21 protein-coding genes are annotated in these 25,817 nt (G+C 41.4%); 14 read left to right on the forward strand and 7 right to left on the reverse strand.

Features of this window, described 5'->3' with window-relative positions:
* The first annotated feature begins 49 nt into the window (after positions 1-49).
* Positions 50-1,285: an FIST signal transduction protein gene (locus V7K25_RS06985; protein ID WP_335156407.1), complete on the forward strand. Its 1,236-nt coding sequence runs from the start codon at positions 50-52 to the stop codon at positions 1,283-1,285.
* A 681-nt stretch (positions 1,286-1,966) separates the two neighbouring features.
* Positions 1,967-3,712, forward strand: a complete 1,746-nt coding sequence (gene kdpA / locus V7K25_RS06990) for a potassium-transporting ATPase subunit KdpA (RefSeq protein WP_335156341.1) — start codon at positions 1,967-1,969, stop codon at positions 3,710-3,712.
* A 52-nt stretch (positions 3,713-3,764) separates the two neighbouring features.
* Here kdpA (V7K25_RS06990) and V7K25_RS06995 read toward each other — a convergent pair whose 3' ends face one another.
* Positions 3,765-4,112: a hypothetical protein gene (locus tag V7K25_RS06995; RefSeq protein WP_335156343.1), complete on the reverse strand. Its 348-nt coding sequence runs from the start codon at positions 4,110-4,112 to the stop codon at positions 3,765-3,767.
* A 38-nt stretch (positions 4,113-4,150) separates the two neighbouring features.
* Between V7K25_RS06995 and kdpB the strand changes: the two genes are divergently transcribed.
* The 8 genes from kdpB (at position 4,151) to V7K25_RS07035 (ending at position 11,111) form a co-directional block, all read left to right on the forward strand.
* Positions 4,151-6,292, forward strand: a complete 2,142-nt coding sequence (kdpB, locus tag V7K25_RS07000; protein WP_335156345.1) for a potassium-transporting ATPase subunit KdpB — start codon at positions 4,151-4,153, stop codon at positions 6,290-6,292.
* A 6-nt stretch (positions 6,293-6,298) separates the two neighbouring features.
* The gene (locus tag V7K25_RS07005; RefSeq protein ID WP_335156347.1) at positions 6,299-6,568 is read left to right on the forward strand and encodes a potassium-transporting ATPase subunit F; all 270 of its coding nucleotides are present in this window, start codon (positions 6,299-6,301) and stop codon (positions 6,566-6,568) included.
* Positions 6,568-7,206: a K(+)-transporting ATPase subunit C gene (gene kdpC / locus V7K25_RS07010; RefSeq protein ID WP_335156349.1), complete on the forward strand. Its 639-nt coding sequence runs from the start codon at positions 6,568-6,570 to the stop codon at positions 7,204-7,206. Before V7K25_RS07005 ends, kdpC begins: the two co-directional genes overlap by 1 nt.
* A gap of 647 nt (positions 7,207-7,853) precedes the next feature.
* A complete protein-coding gene (locus tag V7K25_RS07015) occupies positions 7,854-8,219 on the forward strand; it encodes a TrkA C-terminal domain-containing protein (protein ID WP_335156351.1) in 366 nt (121 codons plus the stop codon).
* The gene (locus V7K25_RS07020) at positions 8,185-8,523 is read left to right on the forward strand and encodes a hypothetical protein (protein ID WP_335156353.1); all 339 of its coding nucleotides are present in this window, start codon (positions 8,185-8,187) and stop codon (positions 8,521-8,523) included. The genes V7K25_RS07015 and V7K25_RS07020 overlap by 35 nt, the downstream gene beginning before the upstream one ends.
* A gap of 37 nt (positions 8,524-8,560) precedes the next feature.
* Positions 8,561-10,261: a potassium-transporting ATPase subunit KdpA gene (gene kdpA, locus V7K25_RS07025; RefSeq protein ID WP_335156409.1), complete on the forward strand. Its 1,701-nt coding sequence runs from the start codon at positions 8,561-8,563 to the stop codon at positions 10,259-10,261.
* Between the two features lie 47 nt (positions 10,262-10,308).
* Complete coding sequence (locus V7K25_RS07030) at positions 10,309-10,830, forward strand: pentapeptide repeat-containing protein (RefSeq protein ID WP_335156355.1); 522 nt, start codon at positions 10,309-10,311, stop codon at positions 10,828-10,830.
* 26 nt (positions 10,831-10,856) lie between these two features.
* The gene (locus V7K25_RS07035) at positions 10,857-11,111 is read left to right on the forward strand and encodes a DUF7219 family protein (protein WP_335156357.1); all 255 of its coding nucleotides are present in this window, start codon (positions 10,857-10,859) and stop codon (positions 11,109-11,111) included.
* A gap of 50 nt (positions 11,112-11,161) precedes the next feature.
* Here V7K25_RS07035 and V7K25_RS07040 read toward each other — a convergent pair whose 3' ends face one another.
* On the reverse strand, positions 11,162-12,184 hold the full coding sequence (locus tag V7K25_RS07040) for a phosphatase PAP2 family protein (protein ID WP_335156359.1): 1,023 nt from the start codon (positions 12,182-12,184) through the stop codon (positions 11,162-11,164).
* Positions 12,185-12,451: 267 nt separating this feature from the next.
* Positions 12,452-13,012 carry an HMA2 domain-containing protein gene (locus V7K25_RS07045; protein ID WP_335156361.1) on the reverse strand — a complete coding sequence of 187 codons (561 nt, stop codon included), beginning with the start codon at positions 13,010-13,012 and terminating at the stop codon, positions 12,452-12,454.
* Between the two features lie 594 nt (positions 13,013-13,606).
* Here V7K25_RS07045 and V7K25_RS07050 point away from each other — a divergent pair.
* A complete protein-coding gene (locus tag V7K25_RS07050; RefSeq protein ID WP_335156363.1) occupies positions 13,607-15,973 on the forward strand; it encodes a WD40 repeat domain-containing protein in 2,367 nt (788 codons plus the stop codon).
* A gap of 9 nt (positions 15,974-15,982) precedes the next feature.
* On the opposite strand, the gene V7K25_RS07055 is transcribed toward V7K25_RS07050, so the two are convergent.
* From V7K25_RS07055 to V7K25_RS07070, 4 genes are all read right to left on the reverse strand, one after another.
* On the reverse strand, positions 15,983-16,561 hold the full coding sequence (locus tag V7K25_RS07055; protein WP_335156365.1) for an HMA2 domain-containing protein: 579 nt from the start codon (positions 16,559-16,561) through the stop codon (positions 15,983-15,985).
* 336 nt (positions 16,562-16,897) lie between these two features.
* On the reverse strand, positions 16,898-17,206 hold the full coding sequence (locus V7K25_RS07060) for a DUF5132 domain-containing protein (protein WP_335156367.1): 309 nt from the start codon (positions 17,204-17,206) through the stop codon (positions 16,898-16,900).
* Between the two features lie 70 nt (positions 17,207-17,276).
* Positions 17,277-19,529, reverse strand: a complete 2,253-nt coding sequence (locus tag V7K25_RS07065) for a heavy metal translocating P-type ATPase (RefSeq protein WP_335156369.1) — start codon at positions 19,527-19,529, stop codon at positions 17,277-17,279.
* 222 nt (positions 19,530-19,751) lie between these two features.
* Positions 19,752-20,894, reverse strand: a complete 1,143-nt coding sequence (locus V7K25_RS07070; protein ID WP_335156371.1) for an HMA2 domain-containing protein — start codon at positions 20,892-20,894, stop codon at positions 19,752-19,754.
* Between the two features lie 613 nt (positions 20,895-21,507).
* Here V7K25_RS07070 and V7K25_RS07075 point away from each other — a divergent pair.
* The 3 genes from V7K25_RS07075 (at position 21,508) to V7K25_RS07085 (ending at position 25,645) form a co-directional block, all read left to right on the forward strand.
* Complete coding sequence (locus tag V7K25_RS07075) at positions 21,508-21,894, forward strand: hypothetical protein (protein WP_335156386.1); 387 nt, start codon at positions 21,508-21,510, stop codon at positions 21,892-21,894.
* Between the two features lie 123 nt (positions 21,895-22,017).
* On the forward strand, positions 22,018-23,472 hold the full coding sequence (locus V7K25_RS07080; protein ID WP_335156388.1) for a hypothetical protein: 1,455 nt from the start codon (positions 22,018-22,020) through the stop codon (positions 23,470-23,472).
* 388 nt (positions 23,473-23,860) lie between these two features.
* Positions 23,861-25,645, forward strand: a complete 1,785-nt coding sequence (locus V7K25_RS07085) for an iron uptake porin (RefSeq protein WP_335156390.1) — start codon at positions 23,861-23,863, stop codon at positions 25,643-25,645.
* Positions 25,646-25,817 lie beyond the last annotated feature (172 nt).

The following is a 25,817-nucleotide window of genomic DNA, read 5'->3' on the forward strand; positions in this document are numbered from 1 at the left end:
CAAAAATCAAAACCTACTAGCCCAAAAAGAGAAAGAAGCTACAAAACTCATGGCAGACCAAATGCAGTGGGCAAACGCCCTATCAACCCGTCATTCTTTGGAAGCAGCTGTTACAGATGTGGTGGAACAAGCTGTCTCATTGTTAACAGCACCTGCGGATCTAGGACTGGTATTCATTTCGTCTGCTTTTACGAGTGAGTATTCCCGACTGTTACCCTTGTTAGCTGAGAAACTTTCTGTGCCTGTGCTAATTGGCTGTAGTGGTGGAGGTGTGATTGGAACGACAGTTAACGGAGAAATCCAAGAACTCGAAGCTGAACCAGCTATTAGCTTGACTTTAGCACACCTTCCAGGGGTGAAGGTTCAAGTATTTCATGTTGTTGCTGAAGAATTACCTGATTTAGACAGTTCACCAGATGCTTGGGTTGATTTGATCGGTGTGCCAGCATCACCGACACCCCAGTTCATTTTGCTGTCTAGTTCTTTCGCTTCTGGAATCAACGATTTATTGCAGGGGTTGGATTTTGCTTATCCAGGATCGGTGATTGTGGGGGGACAAGCTAGTGGTGGAGGTATGGGTGGTCGTGTTGCCCTTTTTTGTAACGATACTGAAGGTGGGAAATGCCAAAGCTTGTATCGTGAGGGGACTGTTGGTATCGCTTTGACTGGCAATATTGTTTTGGAAACGATTGTAGCCCAAGGATGCCGACCGATTGGCAAACCATTGCAAGTGACAAAAGCCGATCGCAACATCATCTTAGAGTTAGATGAGCAAGTGCCGCTAGTGGTATTGCGAGATTTGATTGCCAGTCTCAGCGAACACGAACGCATTTTAGCACAGCACTCTCTGTTTGTTGGTGTGGCAATGGATGAATTTAAGCTGGCTTTGCAACAGGGAGACTTTTTAATTCGTGGTATTCTTGGGGTCGATCCAACAGCTGGGGCGATCGCAATTGGCGATCGCGTTCGTCCAGGACAAAGGCTGCAATTCCACCTCCGCGATGCCCAAGCCTCTGCTGAAGACCTAGAATTACTCCTCCAAAGTTATCAACACCAACGAGATTCTGAACCCTCTGCTGTAGCTGCTTTGATGTTTGCCTGTCTGGGGCGAGGTGAAGGACTCTATGGTAAACCCAATTTCGATTCTGAACTATTTCGGCGGTACGTCAGCGATATTCCTGTAGGCGGCTTTTTCTGTGGCGGGGAAATCGGCCCTGTTGGCGGCAGAACTTTCTTACACGCCTACACTTCCGCATTTGGAATTTGTCGCCAAAATCAGTTATGAGTAATGAATTAGACTCCTGACTCTATCCTATCTAATTTGTGAAAATTCCCGGTGTCCAGTTCCCCGACTTCGTAAAAGTTGTCGGGGATATAACTTTTCACGAATGATTTAGGATTGCTATAGTAGCCTGTTATTAAACTAGGAAGTAATTTCAGTATTTAAATATTATTTATGGAGAGCTACGAGAGCTAATAAGGTGGCTTCTGAATTCTTCTTCAACGAATAACTAAAGTAAAACAGGTATACAGCGTAAGAGTTTCATTGATTTGGAATGAGTGGTTTATTTCCGCCGTGCTGTACTAGAGGGTTAAGTTTCGTGTTAACTTTTCTACATGACTTGAAAAATCGGCTAGGCTATTCGCCAAAGGGGGATGCTCCTGTTTGAGGGCAAATAGCTGTTTTGTTTAGGATTTAGCTGTCTTTCTATATTTGCAGATATATATCGAGATAAACGCTCTAACACTTAATATATATCAAAAAATATATTCCTTGTATAAGCTAGTTTAAATATTAATTTATACCTTGTTTTCTCTAACAAAAAGCTCGATGATTGATTGAGAAAACGATAGTTGATAGTTAGCTAATAACCATGTCAAATTAATTCATTATTTGCTCTAAATCATAGCAAAAAACATCTGATATTCATCTTAAATTTATTTATGTCGGAGTTCGATTAATCCAATGTTAGAAGGATGGATTCAAATTGCATTGACGTTACTAATTGTAGTAGCGATTACTCCATTTTTTGGGCGCTATATGGCGCATGTATACCTAGAAGAAAGTACTTTTCTCGACCCAATTTTGAATCCGGTTGAGCGATTGCTTTATGCCTTGGTTGGTGTTAAAAACAAAGAAAATATGACGGGCTGGCAGTATGGCCGGGCAATCCTGTATAGCAACGTAGTAATGGGGTTGCTGATTTTCTTTATCATCATGAATCAGGGATGGTTGCCCCTCAACCCTACGGCGATAAATGCCCCAACTTGGGATACAGTGCTGCATACTACTATTTCTTTTATTACTAATACCAACCAGCAGCACTATTCTGGTGAAACCTACATGAGCTATGGCAGCCAAGTGTGGGGACTTGGTTATCACATGTTCACCTCTGCTGCGACTGGTTTGGCGGTAGGAATTGCTTTTATTCGGGGATTGACTGGTAGATCGTTAGGCAACTTTTATGTAGACCTAATTCGCTCGATTACCCGAATTTTGCTGCCTATTTGTATTGTGGGCGGCATTGTCTTGATGGCTGCTGGCGTTCCCGAAACTCTGGGGGGTGCAGTTGTATTCCCTACTTTGGAAAATCCGAATATTAGTCAGGCGATCGCTCGTGGCCCTGTTGCCCATTTTGAAATTATCAAGCAATTAGGGGAAAACGGCGGCGGCTTTTTCGCTATCAACTCAGCACACCCCTATGAAAATCCGAGCGGATTTACTAACTTAATTCAAATCGTGGCGATGCTTTCGATTCCTACTGCCCTAATCTACACTTATGGGTTGTTTGCGAACAACACTAAGCAAGCTTGGTTAGTCTATGGCATGGTAGGCGTTATCTATTTAGTATTTGTCATCGTCACTGCCATTGGTGAATACAACGGCAATCCGGCTGTGAATTCACTGCTAGGTAGTCAGCAAGTGAATTTAGAGGGTAAAGAAGTCCGGTTTGGTTGGGCAGAATCTGCGCTATTTGCAACGAGTACAACTGGTACTATGTGCGGCGCAGTCAATAGTTTACACGACTCCTTTATGCCCAACGGCGGTTTTATTACCCTTTCTAATATGTTCCTGCAAATTATTTGGGGTGGACAGGGAACAGGAACCGCTTATTTGTTTGCTTATCTGATTCTGGCTGTGTTTGCTACAGGGTTGATGGTAGGACGCACACCAGAATTTTTGGGACGCAAGATTGAGAAGCGCGAGGTTGTACTTGCTAGTTTCTTGATTTTGCTGGTTCACCCGATCGCAATTATGATTCCCGCAGGTATCGCCTTGGCATTTCCCGATCAACTATCAGGAATTAGTAATCCAGGTTTCCACGGCTTTGCTCAAGTTATCTACGAATATGCCTCGGCTGCTGCTAACAACGGTTCTGGGTTTGAAGGTTTGGGAGATTCACAACCGTCTCCTTTGGCGATCGCTACAGGTACAAAAACCACTGCAACTGCTTTGTGGTGGAACTTAAGTACCTGCTTCAGTTTAATTGCTGGACGCTATATTCCAATCATCGGTTTGCTGTTTTTGGCAGATAGTATGTCTCGTAAGCAAGCTGTTCCTTACACGACTGGTACATTGCGAACCGATACCGGACTATTTACAGGCGTTACCGCAGGCGTGATTTTAATCCTGGGCGCACTTACATTCTTCCCAGTACTTGCATTAGGCCCCATTGGTGAAGCTTTCTTTATCGCCAAAGGCATCGGCTAGGGAGTAGGGAGTGGGGAATGAAGGGACAAAGGGGATAAGGAGACAAGAAAAATTAGATACTCCATTCATCCACCTCGGAACTGGATTCATCCACCTCAGAACTCCGTTCATCCACCTCGGAACTGGATTCATCCACCTCGGAACTGGATTCATCCACCTCGGAACTGGATTCATCCACCTCGGAACTGGATTCATCCACCTCGGAACTGGATTCATCCATCTCAGAACTCCGTTCATCCACCTCGGAACTGGATTCATCCATCTCAGAACTCCGTTCATCCACCTCAGAACTCCGTTCATCCACCTCGGAACTCCGTTCATCTATCTCAGAACTCCGTTCATCCACCTCGGAACTGGATTCATCCACCTCGGAACTGGATTCATCCACCTTATCTTCCAATGCCCCATTCCCCAGTTCCCATTCCCAAAATTTAATGTATGCCCACTACTACTGATTCTCCCTCCCCCCGTATTGGATCTGGAACTCGTGACTCGCGCAAGCACACCCCTAAAACAGATATGCGGGGGCTTTACCAGAGAGCAATTCGTGAGTCATTTATCAAGCTCGATCCGCGAATTACTGTCAAAAACCCAGTTATGTTTGTTGTTTGGGTGGGGACAATTGTCACCTTTCTTGTTAGCCTTAACCCAAATTTATTTGGCACGATTCAGGCGGATATTAATCAACAACGCTTATTAAACGGGTTGATTACCTTCATTCTCTTTTTTACACTCGTTTTTGCCAACTTTGCTGAAGCTGTAGCTGAAGGACGTGGCAAAGCACAGGCTGATTCATTGCGATCAACGCGATCGGATACGATCGCTAACAAAATCCTCCCTGATGGTTCTATACAACAAGTCAATTCTACGGAACTGCGACGGGGCGATTTGGTAAAAGTGGTTGCAAACAACATGATTCCCTCCGATGGAGATGTAATTAAAGGCATCGGCTCGGTGGATGAGTCTGCAATTACTGGAGAATCTGCGCCTGTACTGAAGCAACCAGGTACAGATATTGCTAGTTCGGTAACAGGAGGTACACGCCTACTCTCCGATGAATTGACAATTCGCATTAGTGCTGATCCTGGACAAGGCTTTATCGATCGCATGATTGCCCTGGTAGAAGGGGCAGAACGCAGCAAGACTCCCAACGAGATTGCTTTGACGGTATTGTTGGCAGTGTTAACACAAGTATTCCTGATTGTGGTGGCAACTATGCCCCCATTTGTCGCCTACATCGCCAGCTTTATCAGCACGGCCTTTGGGGTTGAGGCGGGAAACAGTTTACGGGCGGGTGCTAGCGTTGCTATCCTCATCTCGCTACTGGTAGCTTTAATTCCTACAACTATCGGTGGTTTGCTCAGTGCGATCGGGATTGCTGGGATGGATAGAGTTGCCCAATTTAACGTCATTGCTACTTCTGGTCGAGCCGTAGAAGCTTGTGGTGACATCAACACCTTGGTGCTAGATAAGACAGGCACGATTACCTTGGGTAATCGGATGGCTGATGAGTTTATTCCTCTGGATAATCACTCACTAGAAGATGTGGCGCAAGTCTCCCTAGCTGCTAGCTTGTTTGATGAAACGCCAGAAGGCAAGTCAATTGTACTTTTAGCAGAAAAGTTTCAGGCTGCGGTAGGCTTCAATCTTGACAAAGCCGAAGGAGTGGAATTTTCCGCCAAAACCCGGATGAGTGGTACGAATCTACCCGATGGCAAACAAATTCGCAAGGGAGCGGTAGAGGCGATTAAGGGATTTGTCCGTTCTCGTGGCGGCAACGTTCCTGATGATGTAGACGCAGCTTATGAGCGAGTTTCCCGGTTAGGCGGTACACCCTTAGCTGTCTGCCAAGATGACAAAATTTATGGTGTCATCTACCTCAAAGATATTGTGAAACCTGGTTTGCGGGAACGATTTGACCAACTCCGTCGCATGGGTGTTCGCACGATCATGCTTACAGGTGACAATCGGATTACTGCTTCGGTGATTGCTGAGGAAGCTGGGGTGGATGATTTCATTGCCGAAGCGACTCCAGAAGACAAAATTGAGGTGATTCGCTCTGAACAATCTCAGGGTAAACTGGTGGCAATGACTGGGGATGGTACTAATGATGCACCTGCCTTAGCTCAAGCAAACGTGGGTGTGGCAATGAACTCTGGAACGCAAGCTGCCAAAGAAGCTGCTAACATGGTGGACTTAGACTCCGATCCCACGAAGCTAATTGACTTAGTAACCATAGGTAAACAGTTGCTAATTACTCGTGGAGCCTTGACAACATTCTCCATTGCTAACGATATTGCCAAGTATTTTGCGATCATCCCGACTATCTTCGCAGCTGCTGGAATCGGCGCACTTAATATTATGGGATTAAAGAGTGCCCAATCTGCGATCGTCTCGGCGCTGATTTACAATGCCTTGATTATTCCGGCACTAATTCCACTGGCACTTAGAGGGGTAAAGTTTTTACCTTTAACAGCAGATCAACTGCTACGTCGCAACATCTTGATCTTTGGTCTTGGCGGCATCGTTGCTCCCTTTATTGCCATCAAACTGATAGATATTATCTTACCGTTGTCTTAATTTACTATGAAACCTGTTCAGATCCGACGCACTATTGTTGCATCCCAAGTATTAGAAGAAATAACTGAAATCTGGTGTCAATGGCGTAGACAAAAGCTGCCACTGTATTTATTCCTGGCGATGTGTTTCAACTTAGTGGTTGCACCTCTAGTCTATGCAGCTACTGGTGAAGAACTTTCCCGCAGTCAATCTTGGGGATTGGGGCTGTTAGGAATTGTGACATTAGGGCTTTCTATTTATCTATTTTTTGTAATGTTTGTACCGGAGAAATTCTAATGAGTTTTGCACGCGAAGCCGGTAGAGCTGTTCGTTCTACCCTGGTACTTTGGGTTATTGGAGCGATTATTTATCCTTTTGCGATGATTGCCATTGGGCAGATTGTATTTCCGTTTCAAGCAAACGGTAGTCTACTGAAAAATAGCACAGGTCAAGTCGTCGGTTCTGCTTTAATTGGTCAACCTTTTACTAGCGATCGCTATTTTAACAGTCGTCCAAGTTCTACTAGCTACAGCACAGCCGATCCCAAAAAAGATGATGGGGGAGTATTGAAAACTGGGGTTTCTGGTGCTAGTAACTTGGCTCCTAGTAATCCCGCATTAATGGAACGCATCAAAGGTAAAGATGATCCAGATCCCAGCAAAAAGGTTGAAGGTGATTTCACTCGTCTGAAAACAGCAGGTGTGCAGCCGACTGGCGATTTAGTCTACACCTCTGGTTCTAGCCTTGATCCTCACATTACTCCCGAAGCTGCGATCGCGCAAATTAAGCGAGTAGCCAAGGCGCGAGGAGTTCAGCCGAACCAGTTGGAAACTTTGATTGCTCAAAATACCGATGGTCGCTTTATCGGCATCTTTGGTGAACCTGGAGTTAATGTGTTGAAGCTGAATTTAGCTCTGGATCAAATTAAAGAATAAAGGCATAGGAAATAGCGAAAAAGGGATGTTCCTAATTATTGCTACGCCTCTGATTCAGAATTAATTCTTAATGATTTCTGAAAATCGAAATACTTAGATTCCCGATTTATTAAATAAGTCGGGAATTTTGTTATTTAGAAATAATTAAGTAGGGTCAATACGGTTCGGTTAGCTTGTTTACCCTGCGAAGATCCCCCCAACCCCCCTTTTTAAGGGGGTCGCCGCAGGCGGGGGGATCTTAACCGAACCGTATGTGATAGCAATCCTATCTAATTTGTGAAAAATAATTTTTTATAACTAACCGCAGAGGCGCAGAGAACACAGAGAGAATAAAGAGAGATTTTCACGATTGATTAAATAGGGGTATATAGCAGTCCTAAATCATTTGTGAAAATTATATATCTCTTTTTTCTTTCTTCCCTTTGCGCCCAAAGCCAATACTTTGCGGTTCATTTTCTTATTTATTCACGAATCAAATAGGAATGCTATATCAAATCTATATCTTTAAATATATATCTGTATAACTAATTAATAAACACATGTTTTATCTACTTGATACATTATATATATCTGCAAAATATATCTAAGAAAATTTTATTTTATCTGTAAAATATTGCACAATATTATTAGAGTTAATAAAATGTTGTGTGTTAAAAAGCAAAAAAGTTTTAGAACCAAGCCTATTTGGTGTTTTAATCGAAGCAAATAGCGTTTATTGCGGTATTCATTTAACTGAAATTAAATTACCCGATCAATGCGTTTTTTTAGGAATTTTAAGAGAAAGTCAAGTCATTTCAGCAACAGATAATCCTAGTATTTTTGCTGGAGACTACATTTTAGCAATAGCAACCCATCCGATAATGGTTCCGGCTCTCAAAGTCACTCTCAAGAAAATTCATTCTGTTTACTATTCGCTCAACAGTTGCTTATTAGAAGCTAGACCAATAGCCAGCCGATCTGTTAATTCAGATGACTCACATGCACCAACAAGTTTTAATTCCACATATTATTAGACATGACACAAAACCACATGAAGGAGACATTCCTTTTGTAGCAGTGTTTTTGGCTCATATTTCCTTTATGATTGTTTGGGGACTTGTCGTTTTTATCGTTTCATCTGTCTGCAAAGCAATAGAAGATCCTCCAGAAAATACGGCACAAGATAAAGACGAAATAGTAACTATCAAACATTTACAGCAACATCCCTGTGAAAACTGCCAATTTTTTAACAATAACTATTTTCTAAAGTGTGCAGTACATCCTACAATTGCTCTAACGATACAAGCACTAAATTGCTCTGACTACAGCCCTAAATAGTTGAGTTTATCGGCGATCGCTTTATTTTATGCTTCCTATGATCCAAGGTTTTGTGCAAATTTTCCTCACTTTATTCTTAATTGTGGTGTCAGTACCAATACTAGGACACTACTTAGCTGAAGTCTTTTTCATGCACAAAACCTGGCTCGATCCAGTGATGAACCCATTGGAGCGCTTAATTTATCTCCTTATAGGTATTAAACCGCAAAAGAGCATGACCGGTAGAGAATATGCGATCGCTATCTTACTCAGCAATACAGCAATGGCAGTTTTAGCGCTACTACTGCTGATGTTTCAGAGTTTGCTACCGTTGAATCCCACCAATTTAGGAATGCCCACTTGGGACACAGCATTACACACCACCATTTCTTTCTTAGTTGCTGCTGATTTGCAACATTATCTGCCAGAAACCACAATGTCCTATCTGAGCCAGATAACAGCTTTGGGCTTCTTAATGTTTGTTGCGCCTGCTACCGGATTAGCGGTGGGAATTGCCTTTATTCGCGGCTTAACAGGTAGACCTTTGGGCAACTTTTATGTGGATTTGACTCGCTCAATGACGCGAGTATTATTACCCTTGGCTATTGTCAGTACGGTATTATTAATGCTGAGTGGTGTACCCGAAACCCTTGCCGGGCCTATAAATTTTACTACCTTAGAGGGGGCAACTCAAGCGATCGCTCGTGGCCCTATTGCCCACTTTGAAAGCATCAAAACGTTGGGTGAGAACGGTGGAGCCTTCTTTGGTGGCAACTCTGCTCATCCTTTTGAAAATCCCAATGGTGGCACGAATTTGCTGCAAGTGGTGTCAATGTTACTGATTCCTACAGCATTACTGCACACTTTTGGTATCTTTATCGGTAACTTAAAACAGACTCGCCTCCTGTTCTGGATGGTGTTTGCCATTTTTGTAGTCTTAATTGGCATAACTGCCGTCGGGGAGTATCAGGGCAATCCCGCCGTGAATCTCCTGTTGGGTAGTCAGCAGCCCAATTTGGAGGGGAAAGAAGTCCGGTTGGGCTGGGCGGAAACTGCGCTATTTGCCATTACCACAACAGCAACCATGACTGGTTCTGCTAACGGCATGTTCGACTCGCTGATGCCATCGGGTGGATTTTGTGCTTTGCTCAACCTGTTTTTGCAAGTGATTTGGGGAGCGATGGGCACTGGGGCAGCTTCTTTGGTAGTGTACATGTTTTTGGCAGTGTTCCTGACTGGCTTAATCGTGGGACGAACGCCAGAGTTTTTGGGACGAAAAATCGAGAAACGGGAAATTACCCTGGCAAGTGTAATTATTCTGATCCACCCGCTATTGATTTTGCTGCCCAGTGCTATTACCCTAGCTTTTCCCGAACAACTTGCAGGTATGAGTAATCCTGGATTTCATGGTTTTACACAGGTGATTTATGAGTATGCATCGGCGGCGGCGGGTAACGGTTCCGGTTTTGAAGGTTTGGCAGACACCCAACCCGCCCCAACTGCCTTGTGGTGGAACCTGACAACAGCATTTACCCTGTGGATGGGACGGTTTATTCCGATCATTGCTTTGTTGCTGCTAGCAGATAGCCTGTCGTGCAAGCAACCTATACCTGCTTCAAGCGCAACCCTAAATACAGATACCCAACTATTTATTAGTGTGACTGCTGCCACCATTTTGATTCTGGGAGCATTGACATTTTTTCCTGTTTTGGTTCTAGGGCCTGTTGCCGAAGCCTTCCAAATCGCCATAAGAAAATAGCAACTTTACATTACTTTGATAATCTTTTATTTCTCACTTATAGACTTATGAATCCCTTTTTAAGACTGCTGATTCCGATACCATTTTTCCTTACTCCCTCATTGTTTAGCCAAGGTAATGATTTGCTTCAACAACATGTGATTCAACAGCTTCAAGAAACAAGAAAATGTTTTGGCTGTAATTTATCGAGAGTGAATTTCTCAGGGGCAAACTTACAAAAAATTGACTTGCGATCGGCAAATCTTCAGGGAGCTAATCTCAAAAATGCTAATCTCCGGTATGCAAATTTAGAGTGGGCAGATATTCGGGACGCAAATCTGCAAGGAGCCGATCTAACAGGAGCCAATCTCAAGAATACATTGCTAACTGATGCTAATTTACAAAAGGCAAATTTAGAAGCATCCCATCTAGAAGGAACTAATTTAAGAAATGCCAATCTTAGTCATGCAAATCTGATCAAATCTTCAAAAAACAACGATATCCAAGGTCTTAATTCTGTCAATCTCTGCGAAACAGTATTACCAAATGGGATTATTTCAGTCCGATGTAATCAATTACCTAATAGCTAATCAGGTTTTTTACTAGGAGTAAATTAATGGTACAGTCGAATTATGATGATAAAAATAGCTTTCTTTATCCCCGCGATCGCTACCACGGTAAATTTCAGCCAAACAACTTAGTATTTAATGCCAACCTCCAAGAATTTGCTCAAAAAATTGGCTACATCACTAGTTTAGAAACTGCTGGAAAACTATCTCCAGAAATAGCTTTTAGTCAAATAGAAGCACTCTGGAAAAAGTTAGAGGATAGTAAAAATAAGTTGGGAATTGGTAGCGATATATCGGTTTAGTTTTGAAAACCGGACTTATCCGCCATTATCGCCGAGGAAGAATCTACAGATTAGGCTGCTTGCAGTGAGCGATATTTTTGCTGCAATTCCAAGCTAATAATACAGGCAATCAACCACACTAAACCTGCCCCGTAGCCAGCTGTCACATCAGTTAGCCAATGTACACCAAGATAAAGCCGACTGAAACCGATCGCAGCAATTAAAATAATAGTCAAACCATAAATCCAAAAGCGCCATTCAGGAAACTGCTTTGCCAGAATATAGCCGGTAAAACCGTAAATCACTATTGAAACCATTGCATGACCACTGGGAAAACTGTGTTGACCTACTTTAATAATATGCTTCCACAGTGCTGGACGCGCTCTACCAAATAATAATTTCATTAAACAATTTAGCAAGGTTGCACCAACTCCAGCGATGCCCAAGATAGTTGCTTCTCGGCGACGATTATAAAATAACGGACTAATCGCCAACCCCAAAGAAGATAGCAGTATTATTACTGGATCGCCCATAAAAGTGATACCAAGCATGATGCGATCGCGCAGTGGTGTATGCAACCTCTCGATCAAGAGCAAAATGGCTTCGTCAAGATTATATACGTACAACAGTCCGGTGGCACATACAAGAACGCCAACAGCCCCCAATACCGGAATAAGTTGACTACCTGTTTGGTTTAATTGTCGCTGCTTAGATATTTGAGGCAGTAGGGCTGAATCAGATATGTTTCGCTTATTACCCCCAACGAAAGCAGTATTTTCTTTAGTGACTGCGACAGAAGCAAGTGGTTTACTGCTTTTTTGCCGATAATCTAAGAGGATGTCTTGAATAAGGAGAGCGATCGCGTTTAAACTTTTATCTGGATGGAAAATAACAAGAACATTCCCTGTGTAACTATTAGCACTAGCTCGTGAGATTATTTCCTCTTCTAATAATCTTGATTCAAGATATTTTTTAAGAGCTTCTGAATGATAAAGTCCATTTACTTTATATCTAACTCTTCCTTTAACAGCAGTATGTATTGCTTGAATCCAATGGTTTTGATTAGGAAGTTGATCAAAGTGAGGATTACCCATTTGTTATTGATAATAAAATGCTTGGACTGAAGGCTAGTAGTCTATTAAGTCAACAATGTTTAGTAAACCAAGTTTTAGAATCTTTCTCTCTTTCTCTCTTTCTCTCTGTGTTCTCTGTGCCTCTGCGGTTCGTTATTTAATACAAGCATTGTTAGCTTGACACACGACTTCAAGAAGAGATATCTTCATGGCTTATGAGAAATCCCAGTAATTTCGGGGCTACTTACTATTAACCAGGAATCATTTTAATAGCTACTGTATTAGTAACTACACAAGTTCAGGTTCGCTAGCATATTTTAGCCTCTTAATTATGCTTCTTGAGGTAGAAAGTATCCGTTCCCAAACATCTATTCTAACCCTTCGATATACAATAACATTACGTGCTTGGTTGATCTTGCGTGTACTATCAATTAGGTTGATTAGAGCATCAAAAATAGCCCCCACGATTGATTTTGCCATTACCTCTTTTGCCACAACTATATTTTGGGCAGTTTGAATCAGGTTGACCAGATGCTCGCGCATTTGGTTATCTGAAATTACACCTACTTTATAATTGATGACGATAGATACAGCTTTCAGGTTAATACGGACATTTGTAACTCTAGTATCAGATTCTATTGCTAATTTGAGTTGATTAGCATACTCAGTATCTCTAGCTAGCAGAGGAATACGAAAACGAATTCGCCCAGGAATTGTATGGACAATGCTATAGAATATCTTTTGGGATGGCGCTGTTTTATTAGCTACATTTTTAGCTGCCTTTTTTGGTGGTAAACGTAGGTTAAGGCTAGCAGCTTTGTGAGAGTTAGACCGTTTTATAGAAGTCATAGTACTATTTTTTAATTCCAAAAAACAAAAAATGCAAGCAGGCTTATAAACTTATCTATTGATGTTCTAAGAGAGCGTTTTATTGAGTTGCATTGACTTTACTTTAGTCATACATATTTTTTTGAGTTTATAAATCTATCTCAGTAGTGAATCTAGCTGTCGTTGCTATCAGGTTGATTAAGTTTCTTTAACACTGTGGTTCACTAATAATAATGGAATAATCAAGACGATAAACGTTAAAGAAGCCAAAAGGAAAAAGGCACTTACCAATATATTTAGGGATTCAGCATCGTACTTAATTAAAGCCGCTAAATCCGAGGTTCGGCTTTATGCTTAAAGCCCTGCTGCCTCTTGCCCTCTGCCTTGGTGATAAATGCTCTTTCTCCTCCCTTCTTATATAACTATCATTTTTATTTACAAGTATTTCATTACATAGACTTATTGACATGTAAGCATTTTCATGATTTACAGTTGAGTTACTATATTCTCAAGTAGTAAAATCAAGAGTATGTATGAATTTACCTGATGGCAGTATTGCCCTAATTTCATGCAAGCCTTGCTTATTTATTTTATTTAATTTCTAGGTATTTGTTTATGCAGCAAGGGTTAAACTTACTAATTCAACTGGTACTAGAGTTTGCACCTGTTGTTGCAGAGCTAGTACAAAAGAGAAGTAAAGATTTAGCTCTGAGTAAATATGAACCGATTGAAGTAATTCCCGAAATACTCAAAGTTCTAAATCCTTCCAATAAAAAAAGCAGTTATGCTGAAGACTTTGAACAAGAAAGAATTTTCCAACAGCAATTGCTAGCCGAGAATCACCAAACGCAATTAAGAATAGCCGCTCAAGAGCGAGAAACTGCGCTCAAGTTACCAGAAGTCAATAAAATTCTTGATAGTTGGCCTTTAAGATTATATCCTTCACAGATTTTAGATCACACCAATTATGGGCGCACTCCACTAAAAATTTTTATCGCTCCTCCTCAAGTACATTTTGACCAATTTAACGATAATAAAGATGAAAAAACTTCCCAATTTGAGTTAATGTTGGCTGAAGGATTACGAGATTTTCTCAACAAGCATTACTCTCTAAACAGTCAAGTTAGACCAACAGAATTATTGGCAGGAGCTTGGGATAGTAAGCGTTTTCACAGTGAATCAAGTATTAAGGCTCTGTTTGGAATGTTGAAAACAGAGCCTATTTTGATTTTAGAGTCAGAAAATGATGGCGATTATTTAAATTTCCGGATTGCTTACTGGGGTTTGGGACAAGGTAATTATTATTATAAAACAATTGCTCGTTTACCTTATCGAGAAATTTTGGAAGAGTCTGCTAAAAGACGAGCCTTAGAATGGAAAAAGATTAGAGATGAACTCCTGGCATTGGGAGAAAAAAGCGAGGAAATTAATCACATTGGAAAAGAAAATGTTGTTAATTTGGCAATTTTAGAAAAGGTAGAAAAATGGAATGAGAAAGGAATTGATATTAGTAAGTTATCTTTACAATATCAAGTCAACCGTCAAGACTTTGAAAACCTCTGCCAGGTTTTGATTACTTATCACTGTTTGGTTGCAGGTTGGGTAGCGGATGTTTACCACCTGGTTAATCATGGTGTACCTCCGCTATTACCAGAGTTGCTGCCGAGTTTGCTGTCAGATACTTTTGATTTACAATCAATAGAAGTTATTGCCTCTGGTTACAAGCAAGTTTACCAAGCTCTAGAAAATGAGCGCTGTTACTGGATTCCAGAATTGGCTTTGCAATTAGCCCAGAGTTTATCTCATTTAAGCGATGCCTACGGCGGTAAACTACGCTCTTGGGCAAATGAACAGCTTGATTATTCTGTGACTACATGGTTACAACTACGCCAAATATCACTACAGGATTCTACTAACCCGCTTCAGGCAATGCAATCAGCCGTCAGCGTCAAAGATGAGGAATATGTCAAAAAGTTAAGAGAATATTTTGTCGCGGTGGGTGATACTCAGAGTCTTGCTGATGTTGAGGAAATTTTAAATTGCGTCGCCAACCTCAAACACCAATTAACACTACAACATATCGTTCTCAGCCACACCCTAACTGGACATTCAGAAAAAGTGACATCTGTCGTGATTACTCCTGATTCTGAGAGTTTAGTTACCGGGTGTGCAGATAAAACCATCAAAGTATGGAATCTTAAAAGTGGCAAACTTATTCGCACCCTCACAGAAGATTTAGGCGAAATTTCTTCTGTTGCAATTAGCCCTGATGGATATTATCTCGCTGTTGGTAGTTCCCAACATCCCAAAAGTAATGTCAAAGTATGGAATCTCAATTCTGGCAAACTAATTCACACTCTGTTAGGACATCAAAAACCAGTTAACTGCATCGCCATCAGTCCTGATGGACAAATTCTTGCCAGTGGTAGCAATAAAATCAAAATTTGGAATTTGCATAAAGGCGATACCTACAGCGGGCTATGCCAACGCATTTGCACCCTTTGGCATTCATCCCCAGTTCATGCTGCTGCTATCAGCCCTGATGGTACAATCCTCGCTAGTGGTAGTTCTGATAACAAAATTAGGCTGTGGAATCCATGCACCGGCGATCCATTACGCACCTTCAACGGGCATTCAGGTGGGGTGAAATCAGTAATCATTAGTCCTGATGGAGAAATTCTCTTTAGCGGTAGCACAGACAAAACTATCAAAATTTGGCATCTAGCTACAGGTAAAGTCCTATACACGTTGACTGGACATTTAGAAGAGGTAAGATCCTTAGCTGTTAGTCCTGATGGAGAAATTATCTTTAGCGGTAGTGCAGACAAAACCATCAAAATTTGGCATTTGCGGACGGGAGAATTACTGCAAACTATCACAGAACACTCAGGGGCAGTAAACTCTATTGCTATTAGCCGGAATGGTCAATTTGTTGCTAGTGGTAGTTCTGATAAAACTATTAAAATTTGGCAGATTAATTAAGCTTTTTAGTTACTCGTTTGATGATTGTTTTTGGCTAGTTCCGTGCAACTTAATAAAACTATCAAAAGCATACCATGCTAAAACATACCAAGGAATAATTTCTAACTGCAACCCTTTATTAAGTAATTGTCGCAGCGAAAGACTAGCTAATCCCACAGGGAAAAGAATTCGCAAATCAAAAGCACCATGCGTTGACTGTTTGACGCGTTGGTTTAAGTCAACAACCGCAGATGATACTCCTGCTGCTGCCTCGGTGTTACCCTCGGAAACATCGGCAAAAATTATTCCTAAATCTTTAAGTGTTGCTAGCACGTTTTCTAGACTGCCATCTTTACCATCGTGATTGATCACAATACTGCCATGATGGACATTTGTCTTAACTTGATTAATGTGAGAATTTGCTGACAAAGTATTGGCGATGCGTTGCATCTTTTCTGGTTGACGATGGGAATGAGCCACTCTTAAGCGCAATCTTCCGGGAGTCGAACTTACAACTTTTGTGGATATCGGTTTTGGTGATGTTTTGAAAGTGGGTTTGTCTAGAATTTCCGGCATTTTATTGTAGGTGCTATAACCATTTGTCAACATGCAACCACCTTTTTTACTTGTGTGATAGTGGATTTTTTGTTGTGTGTTTGTTATTTACAGGATATGAGTGGAAAATTAATGGAAAACGAACCGCAGAGGGCGCAGAGAACACAGAGGAATAAGAGGAGCGAGAGAGTTTTTGCACTATCTTGCACTAGGGACTTCTAAAACATAAATTATATTATGTCCGCTTGATTACTTATTAAACCCGGAGAACCGCACCCCGCTAAAGCTGTGCTTTGTCTCCCCTCCCGAAAAGCGGGGAGGGGTTCTTTTATTAGGGGAATTGGAGTCGCCTATGGCAAAGAATTATAACTTGCTAATGGGCAGATGAAATTACACACCATTATCGGCGACATTATCCGCATTGGTGGCAGACGCTTCAAATACGGGGGTTTCTTTTTCTTCAGCAAGTTCTGCTCTGGCTTCGGCTACCATGTCTTCCCAGGTTTCTCCCATTTCTGCAATGGTTCCTTTGCTTCTTTCATAAAGACCAATTCCGCCTTTGATGACTGATTTGACTAAGGGTTTACCAACTCCAGCGACTATGGGCAATAAAACAGGTGCTAAGAGGACTGCACCAATTCCGGCTATAATACCGGGAGCGCCTGCATCTTCAACAAAATCACTAATTTTAGGTGCCATGTTCAATTTTCTCCTATTAATTAAGAAACCTCGGAAAGCTTTTTAAGATACTCTTGGCGGCATAGTTGGATCATCTTGCCGATGGTAGAGCTTTATGTTGACGATTTTTCAGAATTGGACGCAAACCGTTGACTCCGGCAACTACGGTTGAGCCATTGTTGACTACTGTTGCAGCTAAGGGGTTAAGACCAAAGAAAACAGCGATCGCCATTGCTGCTAAATTAGGAAAGGCAACAAGTGCTGTGTTTTGCCGAATCAATTGCTTGGCTTGACGAGCGATCGCGATCGCTTCTAATAAACCATGCAAGTCATTCTGCATCAACACTAAGTCTGCTGTCTCGCGGGCTATCTCAGAACTGTTGGCAAAGGATACGGAAACATCAGCGTAGGCTAAAGCTGGCGAATCGTTGATCCCATCGCCTACAAATGCAACTGTTTTACCTTGTTCGTGCAGTTGGCGCACAACTGTTGCCTTTTCTTCTGGAAAAGCTTCGGCGTGAGTATGCGTTGGCAAAATACCGAGTTCCGCAGCAACAGCAGTAGCAGTTCGCTGATTATCGCCGGTTAACATGTGAATTTCTACACCTTCGACTGTCGAAAGTGCTGTGATGACTTCCCGGCTTTCGGGACGAAGAAGGTCACTATATTTAATAATACCTTGAAGTTGACCGTTGCTGGCTACATAAATCGCTGAATTTGGAGATTTTTGCTGACCATTTAACGCTTCCATGTCAACGCCACTGGTACGCAAAAAGCGATCGCTCCCAACGTAAACTGTCTCTCCATCAATCTGAGCTTGCACGCCCAAACCTAGTTGATAATCCCACTTACTACGCGGCAAAATTTCCACTTGCTCTGCTTGGGCATAGCGAACAATTGCTTCTGCTACTGGATGAGTTAAACGTTGTTCGGCGGCGGCTGCCAATTCCAACACCCGTAATCTTGAGGTTGCTGGATTGAGACTTTCCACACTGACAACATCGACTTCTCCCTTAGTCAGTGTCCCCGTTTTATCAAAAACTATGGTATCAACTTCTGCTAATTGTTCTAACGCCCGTCCGCTACGGATGAGAATACCCCGTCGTGCAGCATAAGTTAAGGCTGCTAAAACTGTTGTGGGGACTGATACTCGTATACCTGTAGCAAAGTCTAGAGTTAAAACGCTGGCTGCCCGTGAAGGGTTGCGGGTTGCGGCAAATACTGCCCCACCAAGTAATAAAGTTGGCACAACTGCTTTTTGAGCAAATTTCGTGGCATAATTCTCCATCCGGGTATCGTGGACAGGTGCTTCTTGCATTAACTTAATGCTTTGTCCGGCGCGGGTATCATTGCCTATCCATTCTGCAAGAATATAAATTCGTCCTTCTCGTACCAGGGTTGAAGCGAAAACTGGCTGTCCCTTTTTCTTCAACACCGGCATCGACTCGCCAGTTAACTTCTGCTCATCTAGCAGGGCTTTACCTCGCAAAATGCTACCATCAACCGGCACTTGTTCGCCAGGGTAAACAATCACTGTATCGCCACGCTGCACATCTTGAATGGGAATTTGTTGCTTGTCGCCATTGCGTTCCACCCAGACAAATTGTCCTAGAGAACTAAGTAAATCTAGAGTTTGTTGAGCAGAAGAACGAGCCGTGCGATCGCGGATATTTTCGCCCACTTCAATTAAACCGAGCATCAGCGATGGTGTGAGAAATTGCCCTTGGAAGGTAGTAATAGCGATCGCCATCAGATCCAAAAAGTCAATATTCAATTTTCGCTCTACCCTAATACCTTCCCATGCTCGTTGGACGACGGGTAATGTAGCAATGGCGATGGGAAGCACCACTATCAAAGGCGGGATCGGTAATCCTAACGGCCCCCCCAAGACTGCTAAAGTAGTCGCAACGGCAGAAAGTTGTAAACCTGGCCAAGATGCCTCTTTTTCCGTTTCCGATAAAGATGTAGAGTTTTTCAGAACTACTACTTCACTTGCAGCCTGAATCAAATCGTGAAGGTGCGATCGCATCTTCGCATCAGAAACTTTATCAGATTTATAAGTAACTGCAACTGACATTGCCGCAGGCTTGACACGGACATTCTTCACCAGCACATCTGCTGTTAATAACACTTCCAGACGCTTGGCATAATCTGCATCACACCGTAAGCGAGGTAAACGAAACCGTACTCTTCCCGGAGTTGTATGAACAACGCTGTAGGTAACGTTGGGTAACTCTCCTTGAGAGTGATCGTTAGTGTCAATTAAAGAAACTTTTCCATTTCCTTCCAACACAGTGAATTGAGATTTTGGGGGTGATGGTAGTTCCAGTGCTACTTTTGCCATTACTTTTCTTTAATCCAATACATTGGTACACTTCAATGAAAATCAGGCTTTTTGCTGGGGTAAAGAGAGCAAATTAGCCACCAATCCGGCGAGATTGATTAGCTATCAAAAGTTTGGTTATTTGCGATCTTCTGGACTCGTTGGCTAACTTATCGCTGTAGGTAAGCTAAGTTTGTGAGCCAACGACTTTCAAAGTTAGAGTGATAAGGCGCAATATTACGTTTATAAAGGTAAGTTCGCCATAAACCCTAAGGAGACAGACATCGCAGGCGATTTTAGGTTAGTCCACAAACTGGATAACTCTGGAGTAATATGATTTGCCGTTGTTGCGTCTGTAATTTCAGCCGTCTGAGCAACCTGAGTAATATGATTTGTCGTTGTTGCGTCTGTAATTTCAGGAGTCTGACTTACTTCTTCTAGGGGTTGGTTAGCCGTTGCGATCCCTAGTGTTGGTGGGTTTGTCTCCAACGCTAATTCCATCAGACTCACCCAATAAGATAATGGAATATCACGAGACTGATAAGCGATCGCGATGGATGCTGCACCAAAATTTACACGCACGCTGGTAACTTCAGCATCGGTTTTCACTATTCTTTCAAGCCGCCGTCCATAAGCTCGATCTTCAGTAATTTTTGGCACATTCAACCGAATACGTCCGGGAATTTCATGAACTACGCTGTAGTCAATCTTTCCAGGTGCTACCACCTTGCTATTTTCTTGTTGGATAGTAGATTCGGATATGTCGCTTTTTATCGCCGAATTTGTGTAATTACCTTCGTTTTTTTCTGATGTCGGAACTTGAGAGCCAAGATAACCAATTACACCACGGGTTGCATCCGCCGCAATCATATAAACTGGAATCGATACCCAGCCATGAATTCCTAACCCTCCTGTTACCGCCAAGCCTGTCATCATCGGAATTAAGGAAATACCTTGCTCTTTCCAAAATGAAGGCGATTTCCAAGCTGCAAAAGGATCTGTCTTGCTTGGTGAATCAGACGAATCCTGCGGCTGTTGAATCTTAAGATCGGATTTTAGCGCCAAAATTTGCGGTAATGATAGCTTATCTTCATCAAAATTAACTACCAAACTACCAGTTTGCTCATTCACGGCAACTTCCCTCACTCCTTCTATAGAGCGTAAATCTTGGGCTATATTGTCTAGGATCGAGTTAAGACTACTGTCAGTGGTACGGAGTCGCACGCGCCCGGTAGTTACATGAACTATTTGCAAGGCACCTGAAGGCTGTGCGATCGCTTTACTTGTACTCTGATTAACTTCGTTGCTTTGTGGTGTAGAGATTAAATTAGGAGATATTTTAGCAAAAATATTTAATTTTTCACGATTACTGATGTTTTTAGTCATTTACCCAATTAGCCAATAGCTACATCAAGTTAAAGGTTAACAATAGATTAAATGTACCTTAAGGCTGCGGGTTAAATATGTGTCTTCAGAATTATTTTTAATAACGTTTTGTTATGATAATGATTATTATAATCAAGTAGAGCGATACAAAATTTCTTATCAATTGGGTGGAATATATAGCATTTCTCTGTCAAATGAGATACATGTATGAAGCTGATAAGCTTGTCAATTAAGGATTTTAATGCACCTCAGACCAGTAGTAACCGTTAAAATACTGCATAGATTTTGCCTAAAAAAATAAAAATGTATAGGTTAGGGAGCCACTATATATATCAAATATATATCTCTAAATATATAGGAATTTAGCGAGTAGATAACTATATGTTTTTTACCTAAACAATTTGTATATATGAAAAATATATTTTTCATATATATATATTTTGTTTAATTTATTGCACAATAACATTAGAGTTAAAAAATGTTGTGTATGAAAAAACAAAAAAGTTTTAAAACCAAATCTATTTGGTATTTCAATCCATAAGACTAGCATCTAAAAATGTTTAATTTAGATGACATTTGCTGAATCTGAGTTTTACTAAAAAAGGTGTTCAATATGGATACTTCGGAGCTTTTACGAATTTATGTATCCGTCCAAAAGAGTGTTAATCAATCCACTCTCATTGAAGCTAAACTGCCGAATGCAACAGATCGTGACATAAAACCACACGACGAGGATATATCTTTTCTAGCAGTCTTTTTGGCTCACATTTCTTTCATAATTGTTTGGGGAACTTTCGTTTTTCTCGTTTCATACGTCTCCAAAGCGGTACAAAAGGCGGCACAAGATAAAGACGAAATAGTAAGCATAAAACATCTAGACCAACATCCCTGTAAAAATTGCCAATTTTTTAACAACAACCATTATCTAAAGTGTGCAGTACAACCTTCTGCTGCTCTAACTAAAGAAGCACTCAATTGCTCTGACTACAAGCCTAAATAGATTTTTATACCCTGAAGTAGCTATTGGTGTAATTTGTTTGAATGATGAAACAGTAACAAAATCGATGCATTGATTTTGAGTTTGAACTTTTTAAACTTCATTTGAAAGACCTAAATAAATTTTATGAAACAAAAAGAGACGATATTTGTTATTCCGACTCATCGATTGAGAGATGTAGCACAGACCATCGAAAAGTATGATGAGAATTTTTGGGCAAATGGTCATGCTTTAAAAATTATCGTATTTGATGATTCTAGCATTGCCAACCACGAGAAATATTACCCACTTTTAGAGCAGACTAAGACAGTCAATGATGTATATTATGTCGGGCCACAACAGAAAGAGCAATTTATAACATTTTTAAACGAAAGACTGCGCGATCGCAAGCTAGAATCACTAGTAAAAAACTTATTTAGACCTAGTTATGGCGGAAACCGCAACTTCACGCTGATGTATACTCTTGGACATTTAATGGTTAGTGCAGATGACGATATGCGACCAGATGCATTAATAGAAACTAGCCCAGAATCTTTATCAGGCGATGAAATATGTCGAGGTAAACTGATCAAATCCAATCAACAAGGCGGCTACGTCCATAAATCTTTTGACTTACTCACCGCTTTTAGTGATGTTCTCGGTCAAAAAGCCAGCCATGTACCAGAAAACTTCGAGGCTGGAGAATTGGTTCTTGATACAGCAATGGATTTAGAAACTAATACAACCAAGGGTTACTTTCGAGAAAACAGCCTTTTATTACAACAGGGGAGAGTATTGAATAATGCAATCGTCAAGATTGCCCAGACTTTTCGCACCGGAACTAATGATATCGATACACTTGATTTTATTCACATGTATCTCAATGATGAAAATCAAATAAGTCCAAATGACCTAAATGATTTTTATATTCTTACCAACTTTCGACCTGTTATTACTAACAAAAACTGGAGAATGGATTGTGGAGTTGCTGGATATGATAATCAACTAGGTTTACCACCATTTTTTCCAACTCGACTGAGATTTGAAGATTATATCTACAGAATTTGGATACAGCAAGAGGGGATTGTGGCTGCACACGTTGATGCTGTGCAGAATCATATTAGAAATAACTACATGCGTAATCCTCTGGCCAGTGAACTCTTTAATGAGGAAATATGCAGCCTGCTGAAAAAGAAGATTAAAAGCAGTGTTTATCATCTTGATGACTTGGGAATCAAGTTTGATTACTCTGGCGAAGTCACGTTGCAAGACTCTGAGGAAATCCTAGAAAAAATCTCTGCTATCCACAGGCAGGTAGTCAAAGCCTCAATGTCTACCCAGAATGAAGAACGCAAGCTGTCACTCCAATTGTTTGCTGAGAACTTATCAAGAGTATTTTATGGGTTTGAACCCGACTTTTTTCAGCAAAACGTTTCCAGAATTATCGATGATGTGATTAGCCAATTTCACGGTTCTCTAGAAATATGGCCAACTCTAGTTGAAATCTGTTACTTTTACAAAGATAAGAAAGATTTACCACAAATCAGAGTCAAAAACAAGAAGCTAAAATCCAGAAATGGCACGAATTTGAACCAAATTTAAGCATAAACTCAGTCATTAGTACCTAAAAGAACAAAAACCGTGAAAAACGTACTAATGACTTCTTGACTAGAAATAAAAAGGTACAGAGCAACTAAATTTATTTATGGGCTTGGTAAATTTTTGAATGCATGAATGCGTGACTTCCCCGAACGCGAATTTATGTTGAGCGGAGTCGAAACACAGCGTCTCCTAAAGTTGGGGCTGACTAGATTTCCCCACTGCTTCAATCTGTGGGATAAGTTAAGATTTTTTAAGCGTAATAATTTTGTCAGGTATGTCTTAAACTTACTGCAATCTGATAAGATTTCCAACAAGTAGAATAACTGCTTGTTCTCTTTTTCTTGAAGCCAGTCATTTCGGGCCTTTTTTGGGAAAGGAAAATAAAAAAATGTCTCATCATCTATTGTGGAAAACTCTGGTACTAAGCCCAGTAGTTTTGGGAGTGACGGTGTTGGTTTCCGCTAAGGCTATGGCTACTAAAGTACCAGCCTCTTCTGAAGGTATAAAGGCAAAAGTTGCTCAGGCAGAAGCACCAATAGTTTCTAGTGCTTCAATATTCATCCAAACAGGGCAATCAAAAAATCAGCAATTGTTTGCCCAGGCAAAGACTGATGATAATAGGGTTTTAGAAGAAGTTAACCGCTACAGCAGTGAAGGCAAGAACCAGAATTCACTGTCTCAAGTCACATCAGTTTCTCAGTTTTCTGATGTACAGCCGACTGACTGGGCATTCCAAGCTTTACAATCCCTAGTTGAACGCTACGGTTGTATTGCTGGATACCCCAATAGCACTTACCGTGGCAACCGGGCACTAACCCGTTATGAATTTGCCGCAGGTTTGAATGCTTGTTTAGATCGGGTTAATGAACTGATTGCGACAGCAACGGCTGATTTGGTGACAAAACAGGATTTAGCAACCCTGCAACGTTTGCAAGAGGAATTCTCGACAGAACTAGCAACTCTGCGTGGTCGAGTAGATGCTGTAGAAGCACGGACTGCTGAACTGGAAGCAAATCAGTTTTCCACTACTACAAAATTGGTGGGTGAAGCTATTTTTGTCGCTACTGATGTGTTTGGCGGTAATACTGGCAATGCAAACAATACTGTCTTCCAAGATAGGGTACGTTTAGACTTGCAAACCAGCTTCACTGGTAAAGACGTTTTACACACCCGTCTTGCAGCCGGTAATGCACAAGCGTTTTCAGTAAGGGATAACGCTAATGGGGTTCTCAATACTTCTGAAGGTACACAAACATTTCAACTCAACGGTGGAAGCACCAATAACAATGTCAATATAGACTGGCTCGCGTATTACGTACCCATCGGCCCAGCCCAAGTTTACTTGGCGGCCGCCGGAGGTATTCATAGCGATTATGTAGCCACTAACAACCCTTACTTTGAGGACTACGATGGTGGGAATGGGGCTTTATCTACCTTTGCTTCTGAAAGTCCCATCTATCGCATTGGTGGTGGTGCAGGTGCAGCATTGACTTTACCCTTTGGTAGCGGTGGCAATGTTTTGAAACCAAGTTCACTGACTATAGGCTACTTAGCGTCAAATGCTAATAATCCTGGCGCAAATCAAGGTTTGCTTGAAGGTAACTATGCAGCTCTGGGACAGTTGAACTTTAGTGTTGGCGATCGCTTGGCGATCGCTGCTACCTACGTTCACGGCTATAATGGTGCTGGAACTGGTGGTTTATTTGATGCCGGTGGTGGTTTGACTAGCACTAGCCGCGTCGTAGGTACTGATCAAGCTAACACCCTCGTCAACGCATCTTCCAGTAATTCTTATGGTATAGAAGCAGCCTTCAGACCCAGCGACAAACTTTCAATTAGTGGCTTCGTTTCTTACCATGATGTCAGAGGCTTCGGTGCAAATGATGATTATGAAGCTTGGAGCTACGGTCTTGGGGTAGCCTTACCTGACTTCGGTAAGCCGGGTAACGTTTTAGGTATTTTTGCTGGTGCAGAACCCTATTCCTTTAACCGACCAGGAGTTTTTGCTGGTACTGGTAATGATATACCCTATCACTTTGAAGGCTTTTATAAGTATCGCGTGTCAGATAACATTTCAATCACCCCTGGTGTCATCTGGTTGACCTCGCCTGGTCAAAATAGCAATAACGATGATGCCATTATCGGTACGTTGAGAACAACTTTCACTTTCTAAACGTAAAAGTCATGTCCCGCAAGTAACTTAAGTTCCAGGCGGGTGAGGAAGCCAACAGTTAACAGTTATAACTGTTGACTGTTCAATGATTTAAGCTATTTCTAGCTTAAGTTGACATATATGATAGTTGTGCGTTTTTAATGTAATTTAGTTTTCCAAAAGTTTTTGTGTA

Source organism: Nostoc sp. (genome assembly GCF_036919495.1).
Taxonomy (GTDB): Bacteria; Cyanobacteriota; Cyanobacteriia; order Cyanobacteriales; family Nostocaceae; genus Nostoc.

What these genes read in the sequence shown, in the direction of transcription:
- V7K25_RS06985 (WP_335156407.1), top strand. Translation starts at nt 50, where the DNA reads ATGGCAGACCAAATGCAGTGGGCAAACGCCCTATCAACCCGTCATTCT.
- kdpA (WP_335156341.1), top strand. Translation starts at nt 1,967, where the DNA reads ATGTTAGAAGGATGGATTCAAATTGCATTGACGTTACTAATTGTAGTA.
- kdpB (WP_335156345.1), top strand. Translation starts at nt 4,151, where the DNA reads ATGCCCACTACTACTGATTCTCCCTCCCCCCGTATTGGATCTGGAACT.
- V7K25_RS07005 (WP_335156347.1), top strand. Translation starts at nt 6,299, where the DNA reads ATGAAACCTGTTCAGATCCGACGCACTATTGTTGCATCCCAAGTATTA.
- kdpC (WP_335156349.1), top strand. Translation starts at nt 6,568, where the DNA reads ATGAGTTTTGCACGCGAAGCCGGTAGAGCTGTTCGTTCTACCCTGGTA.
- V7K25_RS07020 (WP_335156353.1), top strand. Translation starts at nt 8,185, where the DNA reads ATGCACCAACAAGTTTTAATTCCACATATTATTAGACATGACACAAAA.
- kdpA (WP_335156409.1), top strand. Translation starts at nt 8,561, where the DNA reads ATGATCCAAGGTTTTGTGCAAATTTTCCTCACTTTATTCTTAATTGTG.
- V7K25_RS07030 (WP_335156355.1), top strand. Translation starts at nt 10,309, where the DNA reads ATGAATCCCTTTTTAAGACTGCTGATTCCGATACCATTTTTCCTTACT.
- V7K25_RS07035 (WP_335156357.1), top strand. Translation starts at nt 10,857, where the DNA reads ATGGTACAGTCGAATTATGATGATAAAAATAGCTTTCTTTATCCCCGC.
- V7K25_RS07040 (WP_335156359.1), bottom strand. Translation starts at nt 12,184, where the DNA reads ATGGGTAATCCTCACTTTGATCAACTTCCTAATCAAAACCATTGGATT.
- V7K25_RS07045 (WP_335156361.1), bottom strand. Translation starts at nt 13,012, where the DNA reads ATGACTTCTATAAAACGGTCTAACTCTCACAAAGCTGCTAGCCTTAAC.
- V7K25_RS07050 (WP_335156363.1), top strand. Translation starts at nt 13,607, where the DNA reads ATGCAGCAAGGGTTAAACTTACTAATTCAACTGGTACTAGAGTTTGCA.
- V7K25_RS07055 (WP_335156365.1), bottom strand. Translation starts at nt 16,561, where the DNA reads ATGTTGACAAATGGTTATAGCACCTACAATAAAATGCCGGAAATTCTA.
- V7K25_RS07060 (WP_335156367.1), bottom strand. Translation starts at nt 17,206, where the DNA reads ATGGCACCTAAAATTAGTGATTTTGTTGAAGATGCAGGCGCTCCCGGT.
- V7K25_RS07065 (WP_335156369.1), bottom strand. Translation starts at nt 19,529, where the DNA reads ATGGCAAAAGTAGCACTGGAACTACCATCACCCCCAAAATCTCAATTC.
- V7K25_RS07070 (WP_335156371.1), bottom strand. Translation starts at nt 20,894, where the DNA reads ATGACTAAAAACATCAGTAATCGTGAAAAATTAAATATTTTTGCTAAA.
- V7K25_RS07075 (WP_335156386.1), top strand. Translation starts at nt 21,508, where the DNA reads ATGGATACTTCGGAGCTTTTACGAATTTATGTATCCGTCCAAAAGAGT.
- V7K25_RS07080 (WP_335156388.1), top strand. Translation starts at nt 22,018, where the DNA reads ATGAAACAAAAAGAGACGATATTTGTTATTCCGACTCATCGATTGAGA.
- V7K25_RS07085 (WP_335156390.1), top strand. Translation starts at nt 23,861, where the DNA reads ATGTCTCATCATCTATTGTGGAAAACTCTGGTACTAAGCCCAGTAGTT.